This is a genomic window from Mycobacterium sp. IDUB_24 (assembly GCF_055419385.1).
This window is the reverse complement of record NZ_JBVAXO010000005.1, coordinates 381,622-396,444: the sequence shown is the minus strand read 5'-3', so window position 1 is coordinate 396,444 and position 14,823 is coordinate 381,622. Positions and strand designations below refer to the sequence as shown.

16 protein-coding genes are annotated in these 14,823 nt (G+C 67.0%); 8 read left to right on the top strand and 8 right to left on the bottom strand.

From position 1 onward, the window contains the following. Positions 1 to 3 precede the first annotated feature (3 nt). Positions 4 to 1,194 (bottom strand): 3-hydroxy-9,10-secoandrosta-1,3,5(10)-triene-9,17-dione monooxygenase oxygenase subunit, encoded by a 1,191-nt coding sequence (hsaA, locus tag ACZYZF_RS19915; protein ID WP_463744014.1) that lies wholly within the window; start codon positions 1,192 to 1,194, stop codon positions 4 to 6. A 169-nt stretch (positions 1,195 to 1,363) separates the two neighbouring features. Here hsaA and ACZYZF_RS19910 point away from each other — a divergent pair, with 169 nt between their 5' ends. Together ACZYZF_RS19910 and ACZYZF_RS19905 are read left to right on the top strand one after the other, a co-directional pair. Next, the gene (locus ACZYZF_RS19910) at positions 1,364 to 2,425 is read left to right on the top strand and encodes a 2Fe-2S iron-sulfur cluster-binding protein (RefSeq protein ID WP_463836589.1); all 1,062 of its coding nucleotides are present in this window, start codon (positions 1,364 to 1,366) and stop codon (positions 2,423 to 2,425) included. 28 nt (positions 2,426 to 2,453) lie between these two features. Beyond that, complete coding sequence (locus ACZYZF_RS19905) at positions 2,454 to 3,023, top strand: hypothetical protein (RefSeq protein WP_463836634.1); 570 nt, start codon at positions 2,454 to 2,456, stop codon at positions 3,021 to 3,023. Between the two features lie 7 nt (positions 3,024 to 3,030). Here the strand turns inward: ACZYZF_RS19905 and ACZYZF_RS19900 are convergent, their stop codons facing one another. Next, a complete protein-coding gene (locus tag ACZYZF_RS19900) occupies positions 3,031 to 3,492 on the bottom strand; it encodes a hypothetical protein (protein WP_463836588.1) in 462 nt (153 codons plus the stop codon). 60 nt (positions 3,493 to 3,552) lie between these two features. On the opposite strand from ACZYZF_RS19900, the gene ACZYZF_RS19895 reads away from it, so the two are divergent. Next, positions 3,553 to 4,194, top strand: coding sequence for a TetR/AcrR family transcriptional regulator (locus ACZYZF_RS19895; protein ID WP_463836587.1), 642 nt, complete (start codon positions 3,553 to 3,555; stop codon positions 4,192 to 4,194). On the opposite strand, the gene ACZYZF_RS19890 is transcribed toward ACZYZF_RS19895, so the two are convergent. Continuing rightward, the gene (locus ACZYZF_RS19890; RefSeq protein ID WP_463836586.1) at positions 4,183 to 6,312 is read right to left on the bottom strand and encodes an acyl-CoA dehydrogenase; all 2,130 of its coding nucleotides are present in this window, start codon (positions 6,310 to 6,312) and stop codon (positions 4,183 to 4,185) included. The genes ACZYZF_RS19895 and ACZYZF_RS19890 overlap by 12 nt on opposite strands. 273 nt (positions 6,313 to 6,585) lie before the next feature. Here ACZYZF_RS19890 and kstR point away from each other — a divergent pair, with 273 nt between their 5' ends. Beyond that, complete coding sequence (gene kstR / locus ACZYZF_RS19885; protein ID WP_164480958.1) at positions 6,586 to 7,191, top strand: cholesterol catabolism transcriptional regulator KstR; 606 nt, start codon at positions 6,586 to 6,588, stop codon at positions 7,189 to 7,191. A 3-nt stretch (positions 7,192 to 7,194) separates the two neighbouring features. Further along, the gene (gene otsB, locus ACZYZF_RS19880; RefSeq protein WP_463836585.1) at positions 7,195 to 7,944 is read left to right on the top strand and encodes a trehalose-phosphatase; all 750 of its coding nucleotides are present in this window, start codon (positions 7,195 to 7,197) and stop codon (positions 7,942 to 7,944) included. Here the strand turns inward: otsB and ACZYZF_RS19875 are convergent. From ACZYZF_RS19875 to ACZYZF_RS19860, 4 genes are read right to left on the bottom strand one after another with little or no spacing between them, the layout of a single operon-like run. Beyond that, positions 7,941 to 9,041, bottom strand: coding sequence for a LacI family DNA-binding transcriptional regulator (locus tag ACZYZF_RS19875; RefSeq protein ID WP_463836584.1), 1,101 nt, complete (start codon positions 9,039 to 9,041; stop codon positions 7,941 to 7,943). The two genes, otsB and ACZYZF_RS19875, sit on opposite strands and share 4 nt — an antisense overlap. Positions 9,042 to 9,052: 11 nt before the next feature. After that, on the bottom strand, positions 9,053 to 9,934 hold the full coding sequence (locus ACZYZF_RS19870; protein ID WP_463836583.1) for a metal ABC transporter permease: 882 nt from the start codon (positions 9,932 to 9,934) through the stop codon (positions 9,053 to 9,055). Further along, entirely contained in the window at positions 9,934 to 10,710 is a 777-nt protein-coding gene (locus ACZYZF_RS19865) for a metal ABC transporter ATP-binding protein (RefSeq protein ID WP_463836582.1), read from the bottom strand. Before ACZYZF_RS19865 ends, ACZYZF_RS19870 begins: the two co-directional genes overlap by 1 nt. Then, complete coding sequence (locus ACZYZF_RS19860) at positions 10,710 to 11,660, bottom strand: metal ABC transporter solute-binding protein, Zn/Mn family (protein ID WP_463836581.1); 951 nt, start codon at positions 11,658 to 11,660, stop codon at positions 10,710 to 10,712. The genes ACZYZF_RS19865 and ACZYZF_RS19860 overlap by 1 nt, the downstream gene beginning before the upstream one ends. A gap of 57 nt (positions 11,661 to 11,717) precedes the next feature. Here ACZYZF_RS19860 and ACZYZF_RS19855 point away from each other — a divergent pair, with 57 nt between their 5' ends. Further along, positions 11,718 to 12,848, top strand: coding sequence for a GTP-binding protein (locus ACZYZF_RS19855; protein WP_463836580.1), 1,131 nt, complete (start codon positions 11,718 to 11,720; stop codon positions 12,846 to 12,848). Positions 12,849 to 12,970: 122 nt separating this feature from the next. Here ACZYZF_RS19855 and ACZYZF_RS19850 read toward each other — a convergent pair whose 3' ends face one another. Next, positions 12,971 to 13,099 carry a hypothetical protein gene (locus tag ACZYZF_RS19850; protein ID WP_463836579.1) on the bottom strand — a complete coding sequence of 43 codons (129 nt, stop codon included), beginning with the start codon at positions 13,097 to 13,099 and terminating at the stop codon, positions 12,971 to 12,973. A gap of 253 nt (positions 13,100 to 13,352) precedes the next feature. On the opposite strand from ACZYZF_RS19850, the gene bluB reads away from it, so the two are divergent. Further along, positions 13,353 to 14,012 carry a 5,6-dimethylbenzimidazole synthase gene (gene bluB / locus ACZYZF_RS19845; RefSeq protein WP_463836578.1) on the top strand — a complete coding sequence of 220 codons (660 nt, stop codon included), beginning with the start codon at positions 13,353 to 13,355 and terminating at the stop codon, positions 14,010 to 14,012. Between the two features lie 9 nt (positions 14,013 to 14,021). Next, positions 14,022 to 14,783, top strand: a complete 762-nt coding sequence (locus tag ACZYZF_RS19840) for a LamB/YcsF family protein (RefSeq protein WP_463836577.1) — start codon at positions 14,022 to 14,024, stop codon at positions 14,781 to 14,783. Positions 14,784 to 14,823 lie beyond the last annotated feature (40 nt).

Sequence of the window (14,823 nt, the reverse complement as noted above, 5' to 3'; positions counted from 1 at the left end):
GTATCAGACCATCGTGTCGGCCGGGGGCAGGCCGAACTCGTTGTTGCCGAAGATGAGGTAGGCGCGCTCGGGATCGTTGGCCGCGTGCACCCGGCCGGCATGGGCGTCACGCCAGAAGCGCTGCACCGGAGCATCGTTGGACAGCGCGGTGGCACCCGAGGCCTCGAACAGCCGGTCGATCGAGGCGATGGCGCGGCCGGTGGCACGCACCTGATCGCGACGGGCGCGGGCACGCAGCTCGAACGGGATCTCCTCGCCGGCCTTCAGCAGTGCGTACTCGTCGGCGACGTTGCCGGACAGCTGACGCCAGGCGGCGTCGATGTCGCTCGCGGCCTCGGCGATCCGGATCTTGGCGAACGGATCGTCCTTGGCCTTCTCACCGGCGAAGGCGGCGCGGACACGCTTGCCCTGATGCTCGACGTGCGCGTCGTAGGCGCCGTAGGCCATACCGACGATGGGGGCCGAGATGGTGGTGGGGTGGATTGTGCCCCAAGGCATCTTGTACACCGGAGCCGTGTTGGTCTGGTACCCACCGGCCGTGCCGTCGTTCATCGCCTTGTAGGAAAGGAAGCGGTGCTTGGGCACGAACACGTCCTTGACCACGACGGTGTTGCTGCCGGTGCCACGCAGGCCGACGACGTTCCAGACGTCGTCGATCTGGTAGTCGGTGCGCGGGATCAGGAAGCTGCCGAAATCGACCGGCCGGCCGTCCTTGATGACCGGGCCACCCAGGAACGCCCAGCTGGCGTGATCGCAACCCGAGGACCAGTTCCAGGCGCCGTTGACGATGTAGCCGTCAGCAGCCTCGGTCACCACACCGGCACCCATCGGGGCATAGGAGGAGGAGATCCGCACCGCGGTGTCCTCACCCCAGACATCCTCCTGGGCCTGCTGATCGAACAGGGCCAGGTGCCAGTTGTGCACACCGATGATGCCGGCCACCCAGCCGGTGGAACCGCAAGCGCTGGCGAGCCGCCGGACCGCCTCGTAGAAAACCGTCGGGTCGCATTGCAGACCACCCCACTGCTCGGGCTGCAGGAGCTTGAAGAAACCGATGTCCTCCAGTGCCTTGACGTTCGCGTCGGGCAGTTTGCGCAGATCCTCGGTCTCCTGAGCGCGCTCACGCAGCGTCGGCAGCAGTTCGTCGATGCCGGCCAGAACCGCCTGCACGTCACGCTGTTCAATGGATGTCACGGAAATGCCTCCCAAGAATCGGACTGCGATGAGCGCGAGCTGACCGCCTAGACAGAGATTAGAACACGTTACGATTTGTGTCGAGTAGGGCCTTGTAATGCAGGGCTGGACCTGGGCAAGTACGTTTTTGTAACATGTTCTAGTTATGAAGGATGAGAGGGTTCCAGTCGTGACTGATGAGCCATTGGGCAGCCATGTGCTCGAACTGCAGGTGAGTGCGGTCATCGAGGAGACGGCGGACGCACGCTCCCTGGTGTTTGCCGTGCCCGAGGGATCCCAGATCCCCGCCGAGCGCCTGCGCTACTCCCCGGGCCAGTTCCTGACCCTGCGGGTGCCGAGCGACCGCACCGGCTCAGTGGCCCGTTGCTATTCACTCTCCAGCTCGCCGGTGACAGACGATCAGCTGACCGTCACGGTCAAGCGGACCGTCGACGGCTACGCCTCGAACTGGCTGTGCGACAACGCACATGCCGGCATGAAGATGCACGTGCTGGCCCCGTCGGGCACGTTCGTGCCGCGCAACCTCGACACCGACTTCCTGCTGCTGGCGGCCGGCAGCGGCATCACCCCGATGATGGCGATCTGCAAGTCCGCGCTCGCCGAGGGCACCGGCAACGTCGTCCTCGTCTATGCCAACCGCGACGAGAACTCGGTCATCTTCGGGGCGACCCTCCGTGAACTGGCAGCCAAGTACCCCGACCGGTTCACCGTCGTGCACTGGCTGGAAACCGTCCAGGGTCTGCCCAGCCCGACCGCACTCGCCGGGATCGTCGCCCCCTATGCCGCGCGCGAGGCCTTCATCTGTGGGCCGGGACCGTTCATGGCGGCAGCCGAGCAGGCGCTGCAGCAGGCCGGCACCTCCGACGAGAACATCCACATCGAGGTGTTCAAGTCACTGGATTCCGACCCGTTCGCCGCTGTGGTGATCCAGGAAGACGACGACAGCGACCAGGGCCCGGCCACCGCGATCGTCACCCTGGACGGCACCACCCAAGAGATCCGCTGGCCACGGTCGGCCACGCTGCTCGACGTCCTGCTGGACAAGGGCCTGGACGCACCGTTCTCCTGCCGCGAAGGCCATTGTGGCGCCTGCGCGGTGCTCAAGAAGTCCGGGGACGTCGAGATGAAGATCAACGACGTGCTCGAACCGTCCGATCTGGACGAGGGCCTGATCCTGGGTTGCCAGGCCACGCCGGTGTCGGATTCAGTCGAAGTCACCTACGACGAGTAACGAGCGGATACCTTTCTTGACGATGACGATCAACAGGCTTCCCGCAGCGAGCACGGCAGCAGTGCTGACCGCGGCTGCGCTGGCGTTTCCCACGTCGGCCACGGCCGCCGCCAACTCGGCCGTCAGCTCGATCCCGAGCCCCCAGGGCACGATCGAGATGCACGTCAACGCCGACTGTTCGGGCACCACGTGCAACTTCAACACCTCGGCGAATCTGCTGACCCCGGACGGCCCGACCGGGTTCCCCGGTGACGCCTGGGCGCGGCAGACGATCACCCTGCGCAGTTCCAACAAGGACACGTGGCAGGAAGCGTCCTACAGTGCCCCGGCTGGGATGCCGCGGGAGATCAAGGGCTCCAACCACGACAACGTCCTGTCGAAGTTGTACCGGTCGGTCAACAAAGTCGAGATCTCGGCGACCTACTTCGGCGGCGGTCCGATCGAACGCTTCACCATCGACGGCGTATCGACACCCACCAAATGGCAGACGGGACAGCCGAACACCGCGGACAAATTCATCATCTGCTCGGACATCCACGTGACCTGGGGCGGAGTCAACCTCACCACGCCGAGCGCCTGCGCTACGACCGGGTTCTAACCGGCGCTCACGCGTCGTGTTCTGACATGTGCTTGCCCACGAGCTTGCGCCACCGGCGGTGCCGGTAGGCGTAGATCCCGCGGGCAAGCGCCGCCACCACAGCAGTGAGCCGCCCGGCGTCGATCTCGACGCTGTCGCTGTACCGGCACGACCGATCGGTGACCGCTTCGACGTGCAGTGTGTGGTCCCAGGACCGCAGCACCCCGCCGTACTCGTGGGTGCGGATCGTGCGGGTGGTGACGTCGACATCGCGAACCTCGATCGTGTGCCGGTAGGCCGGGATCACGTGGAAGGCGAACAGCCAGCCGGTGCCCTGATCCCCGGCCCGGAACGGTTCGGTACGCCCGGCCAGGGCCGGCACGCCGAACAAGCCGCGGCAGACGTAGAGGAACGTCGGGACCTGTTGCATGGCCTGCCACACTCGTCCGGTGTCGGTGGGCAGAATCGTTTCAACATGGATGCGCTGCATGTCACCAATTTTCGAGAGGCGCGCGGCGGCTGACTACTCGCTTTTCGTACGGAGGCGACGATGACCCCGACCGACCGGTTTCGTCCCCGTAAGCAGCCCAGACAGCAACGCGCCGTCGACACCCGGCAGGCCATCCTCCAGGCGGCGGCTCGCATTTTCGCCGAGTATGGGTACGCCGCGGGTACCACCAACCGCATTGCCGCAGCGGCGGATCTGTCGATCGGCTCGCTGTATCAGTACTTCCCGAACAAGGACGCGATCCTGTCGGCGCTGATCGACGCACATGTGGACGCCGGTACGGCACTACTGCGCGAGCGCGCTGCCGGTGGTCTGCCCGAATCACTCGAAGACCTGCTGCGGCTGTTCGTCCGGGCAGCCATCGACAACCACCGCGACGACACCCGTCTGCACCGCGTGCTGTTCGAGGAGGCCCCTCGATCACCGGCTCTGCTGACGCGGTTACACCACGCCGAAGCGGACGCGGTAAGCGCCGCGAAAGCCTTGCTGGACAACCACTCTGACGTGGGCGTGCCCGACACCGCATTCGCGGCGCGCATGGTGGTCACCACCGTCGAATCGCTGACCCACCGCCTGTTGGCCTGCGAAGCGCCGGCCGATGCCGAACAACTCGAGGACGGCGTCGTCACGATGCTGGCCGGCTACCTACGGGGGCACCAACCCCGATCTATATCAGCGCGGTAGGCCGAGCAACCGCTCACCGGCGACGGTCAGCAGGATCTGCTCGGTGCCGCCGGCGATCGTCAGGCAGCGCGTGTTGAGGAAGTCATGGACTTCCCGGTTGCGCACCGCACCGCCGCCGTCGGACAGTTCCAGCCGGAACTCCGCCAGCGTCTGCCGGTAGCGCACACCGATGAGCTTGCGGGCGCTGGCCTGTGCACCGGTGTCGTGACCGCTGACCGCCAGCTGGGCGATCCGCTGATCCAGTAGTGAGCCCACCTGAGCCGTCAGGATCAAGCCGCCGAGACGGTCCAGATCGGCGGGGTCCACATCCGACTGCGCACCGAGGGTGCGCAGCAGCTCCTCCATCGGATTGCCCAGTGCCGTCCCGCCGGCCATCGCCACGCGCTCGTTGGCCAGCGTCGTGCGCGCCAGCCGCCAGCCGTCGTTGACGGTGCCCACCACCATCTCGTCGGGCACGAACACGTCGTCGAAGAACACCTCGTTGAACAGTTCGTCGCCGGTGATCTCGCGCAGCGGGCGGATCAGGATGCCGGGCGACTTCATGTCGATCAGGAAATAGGTGATGCCTTTGTGTTTCGGAGCGTCGGCATCGGTGCGAGCCAGGCACACACCCCAGTGCGCCTTCTGCGCCGCCGAGGTCCACACCTTCTGCCCGGTCAGCTTCCATCCCGGCTCGCCGTTGGGGCCTTCTGCCCGAACGGCTTTCATGCGCAGCGCGGCCAGGTCGGACCCGGCACCCGGCTCGGAGAACAGCTGGCACCAGGCCAGGTCACCGCGCAGCGTGGCCGGCACGAACCGGTCGATCTGCTCGGGGCTGCCGTGCTCGAGGACGGTCGGCACCGCCCACCACCCGATCACCAGGTCCGGACGCTCCACCTCGGCCGCGGCGAGCTCCTGATCGATCAGCAGCTGTTCGCCCGGAGTTGCGTTGCGGCCGTAGGGACGTGGCCAGTGCGGAGCCAACAGGCCGGACTCGGCCAGGGCCACCTGCCGCTTTTCGGCCGGCAGCGCGGCCACCTCGGCGACAGCCGCGCTGATCTCGGGGCGCAGGTCGGCCACCGACTCCAGATCGATACGCAGTTCACGACGCACGCCCTGCTGGGTGAGTGCCGAGATCCGGCGGATCCACCGGCGTCGGCCACCGAGCGCATGCGAAATGCCGTATGCGCGACGCAGATACAGATGTGCTTCGTGCTCCCAGGTGATGCCGATACCGCCGAGCACCTGGATGCAGTCCTTGGCGTTGGCCTCGGCTGCGTCGATACCTGCGGCCGCCGCCACCGCAGCGGCGATCGACAGCTGGGAATCATCGGACTCCGACACCGCGCGCGCCGCGTCCGCCGCCGACACCGAGATCTGCTCCGAGCGCAGCAGCATCTCCGCGCACATGTGCTTGACGGCCTGGAAACTGCCGATCGGCTTGCCGAACTGCTCGCGCACCTTGGCGTACTCGGTGGCGGTCTGCAGGGTCCAGCGCGCCAAACCGGCGGCCTCGGCGGCCAGCACGGCCACGGTGATGTCCTCGAACCGCTGCCGGGAGACATCGAGCACCTGCGCGGGCGCGGAATCGAGCACCACCCGGGCCAGCGGCAGTGAGAAGTCGGTGGCGGTGAGCAGTTCGACGCTCACCCCTGCGGCACTCGCGTCGACCAGCACCACGCGATCGCCGGCCGGCAGCAACAGCACGCCGGCGGCGTCGGCCCCCAGGACGTACTCGGCGGTGCCCGACACCGTGTCGCCGTCGAGCGTCAGGTCTGCCCTCAGCGCCGCACCGGCGGTGCGCTCACCTGACACCAGGGCCTCGAGCACGGCCTCGTCGGTGACGATCAGTGTGGCGAGGGCCGTCGTGGCCACCGGGCCGGGCGCCAGTGCGGCGGCGGCCTCGTCGACCATCGCGCACAGGTCCTCGACCGTGCCGCCGGCGCCACCCTGCTCCTCGGAAACCGCGACGCTGAAGATCCCTAGTTCGGCGAGGCCATGAAACGGTGTGCGCCACGCATCGGCATCGTGTTCACCGGATCGGACTGCGGAGCCTGTAGCGGTCGCGGCCGCCCAGCTCCGCACCAGGTCACGGGCGGCAAACTGCTCGTCGGTGATGGTGGCAGATGCGCCGGACATGGTGGACCTCCTAGCCCCTAACGCGAGAAGTCCGTGCTTCCCACTAGAACGTGTTCTAATGGTGACAGTGTTCGACCGTCAAGTCGACCCGCATCACAGCAGGACACGTCCGTGTGTTTACCGGCGCGGAGGTGCGTAGAAGGAGATCGCCGTGCGTATCGTTTTCCACCAGGTACGCGACGAGAGGGGGCCACACACCGCATGTCCAGCGCACCACAGCAGGCAGGCAACGAATCGTCCGGGTCGGACACCCGACCGCGTGAGGTCATGACCGTGGCAGTCCTCGCCGAATCCGAACTCGGCTCAGAAGCACAGCGCGAACGCCGCAAACGCATCCTCGATGCCACGCTGGCCATCGCCTCCAAGGGCGGCTACGAGGCCGTCCAGATGCGTGCCGTGGCCGAGCGCGCCGATGTCGCCGTCGGCACGCTCTACCGCTACTTCCCCTCCAAGGTCCACCTGCTGGTGTCCGCGCTCGGCCGGGAGTTCGAGCGGATCGACGCCAAGACCGACCGGGCCGCACTCGCCGGTGGCACCCCCTACCAGCGGCTGAGCTTCATGGTGGGCAAGCTGAACCGGGCCATGCAGCGCAACCCGCTACTCACCGAGGCAATGACGCGGGCCTTCGTCTTCGCCGATGCCTCGGCTGCCGGCGAGGTCGATCATGTCGGCAAGCTGATGGACTCGATGTTCGCCCGCGCGATGAGCGACGGTGAGCCGACCGAGGACCAGTACCACATCGCCCGGGTCATCTCGGACGTGTGGCTGTCGAACCTGCTGGCCTGGCTGACTCGGCGGGCCTCGGCCACCGACGTCAGCAAGCGACTGGACCTGGCGGTGCGGCTGCTGATCGGCGCCGAGGACAAACCTAAGATCTAGCGGGTGAGCCTTCCCGTCGAACTCCAGGACGCACTGGCCCGGGCCGCACTCATCCCCCGGCTGCTGATCACCTCCGATTTCGACGGCACGCTGGCCCCGATCGTGAACAACCCGGCCGATGCTCGTCCGCTTCGCGACGCTGCCGAGACCCTCGTCGCGCTCGCCGACCTGCCCGGCACGGCGACCGCCCTGATCTCCGGGCGGGCACTCGAGGTGCTGCGGGATCTGTCGGGCATGCCCGCCGCCGTGCACCTCGTCGGCAGCCACGGCGCCGAGTTCGACTCCGGATTCGCCCGCCCCATCGATCGCGCCCTCCTCGAGACGATCGCCGGTGAGCTGCAGGTGATTGCGGCCGACCGGCCCGGGGTGACCGTCGAGCTGAAACCGGCCAGCGTGGCCCTGCATGTTCGCAACGCCGAGCCTGATGACGCCGACTCCGCGCTGGGGCAGGCACGCGCGGCGTCGCAGACCTGGGATGCGGAGCTGACCGAGGGCAAGGCCGTGCTCGAGTTCGCCGTGATCACGACCGACAAGGGCGAGGCGATCGACATCCTGCGCGACGAGCACGAGGCCTCGGCGGTGATCTACTTCGGCGACGACGTCACCGACGAGAAGGCGTTCCGTAGGCTGCGCGACGGCGACATCGGCGTCAAGGTCGGGCCCGGCGAGACCCTCGCCGCTTACCGGGTCGACGAGCCCGAAGATGTTGCGGCAGCACTGAAATACCTGTTCGACGCGCGCAAGACCCCCTAGGCCGGCGGGCCCGACGTCCGCCCACGCACCACCTCGGTTTCCAGCACCTCGATCACCGGCAGACCCGACCGCGGCGGACTGTGCAGCAACTCACCGGCCCGCCGCCCCTTGGCCGCACTGGACTGCACCACCGTGGACAGGCCGCGCCGCAACGCCTCCGGCACCCCGTCGAACCCCGTCACCGTCATCTCCCCCGGCACGTAGATGCCCCGTGAGCGCAGATAATCCATGGCCGACAAGGCCAGTACATCGGCGGTGCACATCAGCGCGGTGATGCGGGGGTTGGCATCCAGGGCCACCTCGGCGGCCACACCGCCGGACGTCGGCAGGTGTTCATAGCTCTCCACCACCGTCAGCGTGTCCGGTGCCAGACCGGCGGCCGTCATCGCGTCGTACACGCCGTGAATCCGTTCGCGCTGCACATGGAAATGCGGCGACAGCATCCGATCTGGATCTGCCAGTGCGGGTTTCGTGCTCTCATGCGGCCAGTCCCGGCCCAGCCGCATGGTCAGTAAGCCGATGTCGCGATGACCCAACTCCACGACGTGCTCGGCCAGTCGCCGCATCCCACCGCGATCATCGATGCTGACCCGCGATACCCCCGGCACGTCTTTTGGTTGATCCACCACCACCACCGGCAACTGGCGCTGACGCACCACCGGCAGATACGGATCGTCATCGGAAGCCGAATACACCACGAATCCGTCAACCCCCGCGGCGAGCACGGCCGCCGCACCGTCCTCGAAACTGCGGTTGGGCCCGATGGCCACCAGCAGCAGCCCCTGCCCCACCGCCTCACAGGATTCGGCAAGTCCGGCAACGAAATCCAGTGCGGCCGGATCGCTGAACGAATAGTTGAGCGGCTCGGTGATGATCAGGCCCACCGCACCGGCCCGGCGGGTCCGCAGCGAACGTGCCACCGGATCCGGTCCGGCGTAGCCCAGCCTCTTGGCCGCATCGAAGATCCGGTCGCGAAGCTCTGTGGACAACTGGTCGGGGCGGTTGTAGGCGTTGGAGACGGTGGTCCGCGAAACCTTCAGTTCGGCCGCCAACGAAGCCAAGGTGGCCCGCCGTGGCGGGTGGGGACTCCTTGGCATGCTTTCCGAGGCTAGTTGATCGCCGAACCCCTCACCCGGTCAACCGTCCACACCGCCAGCCAGATCCCGCACGCGATGGTGACGATCACGAAGCTCGGCGGCATGTTGAAGATCGCCGAGACCGCGAGCCCCGCCCACACCGACACCACGCTGATCGCGGTCGAGATCGTCATCGCGAGAATCGGTCGGGCCGTCACCATAATTGCCGTCGCGGCCGGCGTGACGACCAGTGCGAACAACAGCAGCGTGCCCACGGCCAGCACCGCCATCGTCACCGCGATCCCCAACAGCACCATGAACAGCACCGACAACGCCCGGACCGGCACCCCTTTGGCCTCGGCCACCTGCGCGTTGACCGACGCGAACAGCAGTGGGCGGAAGACGAATACGACGGTCGCGGCCAATACGAAAAGCAGCGCGGTGAACATCAGCAACTGCTGGTGGGTGATGGCCAGCAGGTTGCCGAACAACACATTGGTCAACGTGGACGAATTCTTGGTGGCCAGCGAGTTGAAGAACAGGCCGAAGCCGGTGGCCAGGGCCAACACCGTGCCGGTCGCCACCTCGCGATCGTGGGCCCGGCTGCCCAGCGCCCCGATGACCAGTGCTCCGCCGACGCAGAATGCCCCGAGTCCCAACCCGACCGGAAGCCCGAGCAGCGCTGCGCCCGTGGCACCGGGCAGACCGATGTGCGCCAACGCATGGGCGGCGAACGCGGTATTGCGCACGATGACGAAATAGCCGATGAGCCCGGCCGCCAGCGCCACCAACGTGCCGCCGATCAATGCGTTGCGCATGAACGCCGACGTCAGAATCTGCCACCAGTTGTGCTGATAGCCCAGTGCCAGATTGCCTTGGGCGAACGTTCCAGCAGCAACCAGACCCGCCGGCATCACACGCTCCTCATGTACATCTGCCCCAGCGGGGTGTTGGCCACTTGCACCTGGGTTCCGTAGAGGTGGGTCAGCAGGTCGGCGTCCACTACCTCGTCGATGGCGGCGTGGTGTGCGTGCCCGTCGAGCAGATAGATGGCGCTGTCGAGCACGCTCAGCAGGGGGTTGAGGTCATGCGCGACAACGAGAATCGTCACGCCCAGCTCCTTGTTGAGTTTGGCCAGCAATTGCACGATCTCGTGTTGGTTGCGCAGGTCGAGCGCGGCCAACGGCTCGTCGAGGATCAGCATTTTCGGATGTCCGACAAGGGCACTGGCCAGGGCGATGCGCTGCCGTTGGCCTCCGGACAGCTCCGACAGCCGCATGGTCGCGAACCCGGACGCCTCGACCCACTCCAGGGCCTCGTCGACCCGGACCCGGTCGGCCGCCGAGGTGCGGGTGAATCCCCAACGCCGGCCGGTGAGCCCGAGAGTCACCGCACCGCGGGCCCGGATGGCCTCCCCCGCACCGGCCGCGTAATCCTGGGGGACGTAACCGATCAGATCGTTGTGCTCACCGGGTGCCCCGCCGAGCACCCGCACCGAACCCGAGGCCGCAGGCAACAGGCCCAGCACGACCTGCAGCATCGTGGACTTGCCCGATCCGTTGGAACCGATCAGCGCGACGATGCCACCGGTCGGGATCTCAAAGGTGCCCTCCGACCAGATCAGCCGGCCCCCGCGCACAGCGCTGACGTCGTCGAAGACGAGGGCAGGCGGTTGGGCGGTGTCCGGCACTAGCTCTGGACCCCGAGCGCCTTGGCGAGCGCAGTCAGTTGGTTCACCTGCCAAGCCTCGAACGAATCCGCTCCGGGCGCGACCGTTTCGGTGACATCGACCACCGGAATGCCGGCGCTCTCGGCGGCGGCCCGGACCTGTTTGGGCAGCGAGCCCTCGGTCTGGGTGTTGTAGATCAGCACGTCGACCCCGTGATCGGCGAGCAGGCGCAGGAAGGCGTCCAAATCTGCCGGCGACGGGTCGGTCTCGTTGGACGAGGCGGCCTGATAGCCCGCCGGTGTCTGGTTGGCCAGGCCGACGGCGGCCGCCATGTCATCGAACACCGCTTCGGTGGCCGCGTAGCGCTTACCCGGGGCCTTGGTCTTGATGTCGGTGATCAGCTGTTGATAAGGCTGCATCGAGGTGGTGAACTCGGCACGGCGCTGGGCAAAGTAATCGCGCGCGTCGGGAGCCAACTGGCCCAGTTCCTCGGTGAGTGTGTCGGCGACGCCGGTCACCGCGGCCGGGTTGTACCAGGCGTGCGGGTTGTTCGAGGGCTCGTCGGACTGTCCGACGGCCTGCAGGACGATGGCATCCGGCGCGGTGCTCTGAGCCAGCTTGGCGGCCCACTCGTCGTAGTGCCCGCCGTTGATCACCACCAACTGCGCGCCCTGAAACTTGGCCGCGTCCGCGGGAGAGGGCTCGAAGTCGTGCGGATCGACGGACGAGCCCGCCAGCACAGTCGTCACCTTCGCGCAGTCACCGCCCAGTGCGGACACGATGTCGCCCCACTGGTCGACGCTGACGACCACGTTGACCGGTGTGGTCACGCAGTTTCCGGCGGACTCGGGCTGCTGGGCCTCGTCGGAGCCGCATGCGACGAGAGCGAAGGGGGTGGCCAGCAGCAACGCAGTGGCCGCGGCGCGAAGGTTCAGGGGCAGGAGCACGGCGATAACGATAACCGTTTGCATTAGCCGATGCACGCCAGGATGATGATTTATTGAAAATCATTTTCATTAAGGAGTGCGATGCCCGACCTGCTGCCCGTCACCGTGCTGTCCGGCTTTCTCGGCGCCGGCAAGACCACGCTTCTCAACCACATCCTGGCCAACCGCGAAGGCCGGCGCGTCGCCGTCATCGTCAACGACATGAGCGAGGTCAACATCGACGCCGCGCTCATCGCCGGGCAAGGGCACCTCGACCGCACGGAGGAGAAGCTCGTCGAGCTCACCAACGGCTGCATCTGCTGCACATTGCGCGAGGATCTGGTGGAGGCAGTCGGCGCCCTGGCGCGACAGAACCGGTTCGACCAGTTGGTCATCGAGTCGACCGGCATCTCCGAACCCATGCCGGTCGCGGCCACCTTCAGCTGGGAGTTCGAGGACGGCTTCAGCCTGGGTGCGGTGGCCCGGTTGGACACGCTGGTGACCGTCGTCGACGCATCGACGTTTCTGACCGAGATCGTTCGCGGTGAAGGCCTGGCCGACCGGGATCTGTCCGCCGGCGAGAGCGATGCCCGCAGCATCGCCGACCTACTCACCGATCAGGTGGAGTTCGCCGACGTGATCCTGCTCAACAAGACCGACCTGGTGAGCGCGGCGACCCTCGACACCGTCCAAACGCTGCTGCGCAGGCTCAATCCGACCGCCAAGCTGATCCGGACCGACCACGGCGTCGTCGATATCGGCGAAGTGCTGGGCACCGGGCTGTTCGATCCGGAGGCCGCCGCCCAGACCCCGGGCTGGGACGAAGAGCTTGCGATGGGTCACACACCCGAGACCGAGGAGTACGGCATCAGCTCGATGACCTTCCGCTCTGATCGGCCGTTTCACCCCCAGCGCCTCGGCGACGCGCTCAGCCAGGTGACAAGGGTGTTGCGCAGCAAGGGATTCTGCTGGATCGCCAGCCGCCCGACGATCGCCGCAATCTGGTCGCAGGCCGGCCCGAACCTGTCGATCGAGCCGGCGCAGTACTGGTCGGGCACCGAAATCGCGCCGGGTCAGGAGATCGTGTTCATCGGGATCAGGCTCGACCGGGACAACGTCCACCGGCTACTCGACGGGGCGCTGCTGACCGATGCCGAACTGGCCGAGGGTGAGCAGGCCTGGGTCGGCTATCCCGATCCACTACCGGAGTGGAACGTCACCCACGCGCACTGAGCGCCTTGCAGCCCCACGCTCGATACGTATGCGGCACTGAACCTTTGGTGTCCGCGTGGGTAACGCTGTGGCGGAGATCCGCGTCGCCAATCGCCACAGCGTTACCCACGCGAAGCTTGCGGCTAGTGTTTGTGCCCCATCACACCGCCGAGCTCATTGGGTGCGTGCTCCAGTGTCACCGAGATGCCTTTCTCGCCGGATTCGACATCAACGGTGTGTATCTGCCTGGTGGCGGGGTCGGCGACATACACGTCGTGACCGCGGGCGAACACGCTCGGCCGGGGCTGCTGCCAGTCGTCGGGTTGGTTCGGTCCACGGTCCCGTCACGGCGATGGTCTTGACCGTGCGCCCGGATGCCGGGTCGACGACGTAGAGATTGCCGTCGGTACCGAGAATGAGGCCGTCGGCGTGCGGCCCGCGCGCCAGCGACCGGAACAAGTAGCTGACCGACTGCGGGAGCGGCCGGATGCCCGGCACATCCGACGGCGCACCTAAGCTCGACCTGTGTCTGAGCACGCCTTCAACCGCGACGAGCGCCGCGCCGTCTACCGGGCCATCGCCGAACGTCGCGACATGCGCCGGTTCATTCCCGGCAGCGCGGTGCCGCCCGAGGTCCTCGGCCGGTTGCTGCAGGCCGCGCACGCGGCACCGAGCGTCGGCCTGATGCAGCCGTGGCGGTTCATCCGCATCACCGACGACGCGTTGCGCGGCAAGATCCACGCCCTCGTCGACCAGGAACGCATCCACACCGCCGACGCACTCGGCTCCCGGGGCGACGAATTCCTGGCCCTGAAGGTCGAAGGCATCCTCGACTGCGCCGAACTGTTCGTCGTCGCCCTAGGCGATAACCGTGACCGGCACATCTTCGGCCGCCGCACCCTGCCCCAGATGGACCTGGCCTCGGTGTCCTGCGCCATCCAGAACATGTGGCTGGCCGCGCGCGCCGAGGGCCTCGGCATGGGCTGGGTGTCCATCTTCGAGCCGTTACCGCTCGCGCAGTTGATGGGAATGCCCGATGGCGCCGAGCCGGTGGCCATCTTGTGCCTCGGGCCGGTGCCCGAGTTCCCCGACCGGCCGGTGCTGGAGATCGAACACTGGACCGTTGGACGCCCGCTGCCCGAATTCGTGGCGGAGAACGGCTGGCCGGCCGACGCATCGCCTTAGGCTGAAGGGATGGCTGTCTCCGTCGATCTCAACGCCGATCTGGGCGAGAGCTTCGGCGCGTGGAAACTCGGTGACGACGAGGCCATGCTCAGCTTGGTCACCAGCGCCAACGTCGCTTGTGGATTCCACGCAGGGGACCCGGCACTACTGCTGCGTACCTGTCGCGAGGCGGCAGCCCGCGGCGTACGGGTCGGCGCCCAGGTGAGCTACCGGGACCTGGCCGGATTCGGCAGGCGCTTCATCGACGTCACCCCCGAGGACCTGACCGCCGACGTGATCTATCAGATCGGCGCACTACAGGGCATCGCCCGGGCCGCGGGTACGACGGTGACCTATGTGAAACCCCATGGTGCGCTGTACAACACAATCGTCAGCCATCCCGAGCAGGCCGCCGCGGTAGCGGCCGCGGTGCACGCCGTCGACGCCGGGCTGCCGGTACTCGGCCTGTCGGGATCGGTCTTCTTCGAGGAGGCCGAGCAACGCGGGCTGCGCACCGTCGCCGAGGCGTTCGCCGACCGCGCCTACCAATCCGACGGCACCCTGGTGTCCCGACGCGAAGCTGGGGCGGTGCTGCACGATCCCGCCGAGATCGCCGAGAGGGTGGCCTCGATGGTCATGGCCGGCCAGGTGACCGCGGTGGACGGTTCTGTCATCGGAGTGACAGTGGAATCGGTTTGTGTGCATGGCGATTCGCCGGGTGCAGTGGAGATCGCCACGGCAGTGCGTGAACACTTGATCGCCGGAGGGGTTCAGCTGTCACCCTTCAGCTAGCCTGACTCCCCAGTTGCTATTGGTAATGATTACCATTTCC

What these genes read in the sequence shown, in the direction of transcription:
- ACZYZF_RS19890 (WP_463836586.1), bottom strand. Translation starts at nt 6,312, where the DNA reads ATGTCCGGCGCATCTGCCACCATCACCGACGAGCAGTTTGCCGCCCGT.
- ACZYZF_RS19840 (WP_463836577.1), top strand. Translation starts at nt 14,022, where the DNA reads ATGGCTGTCTCCGTCGATCTCAACGCCGATCTGGGCGAGAGCTTCGGC.
- ACZYZF_RS19860 (WP_463836581.1), bottom strand. Translation starts at nt 11,660, where the DNA reads ATGCAAACGGTTATCGTTATCGCCGTGCTCCTGCCCCTGAACCTTCGC.
- ACZYZF_RS19900 (WP_463836588.1), bottom strand. Translation starts at nt 3,492, where the DNA reads ATGCAGCGCATCCATGTTGAAACGATTCTGCCCACCGACACCGGACGA.
- ACZYZF_RS19870 (WP_463836583.1), bottom strand. Translation starts at nt 9,934, where the DNA reads ATGCCGGCGGGTCTGGTTGCTGCTGGAACGTTCGCCCAAGGCAATCTG.
- ACZYZF_RS19875 (WP_463836584.1), bottom strand. Translation starts at nt 9,041, where the DNA reads ATGCCAAGGAGTCCCCACCCGCCACGGCGGGCCACCTTGGCTTCGTTG.
- ACZYZF_RS19855 (WP_463836580.1), top strand. Translation starts at nt 11,718, where the DNA reads ATGCCCGACCTGCTGCCCGTCACCGTGCTGTCCGGCTTTCTCGGCGCC.
- ACZYZF_RS19895 (WP_463836587.1), top strand. Translation starts at nt 3,553, where the DNA reads ATGACCCCGACCGACCGGTTTCGTCCCCGTAAGCAGCCCAGACAGCAA.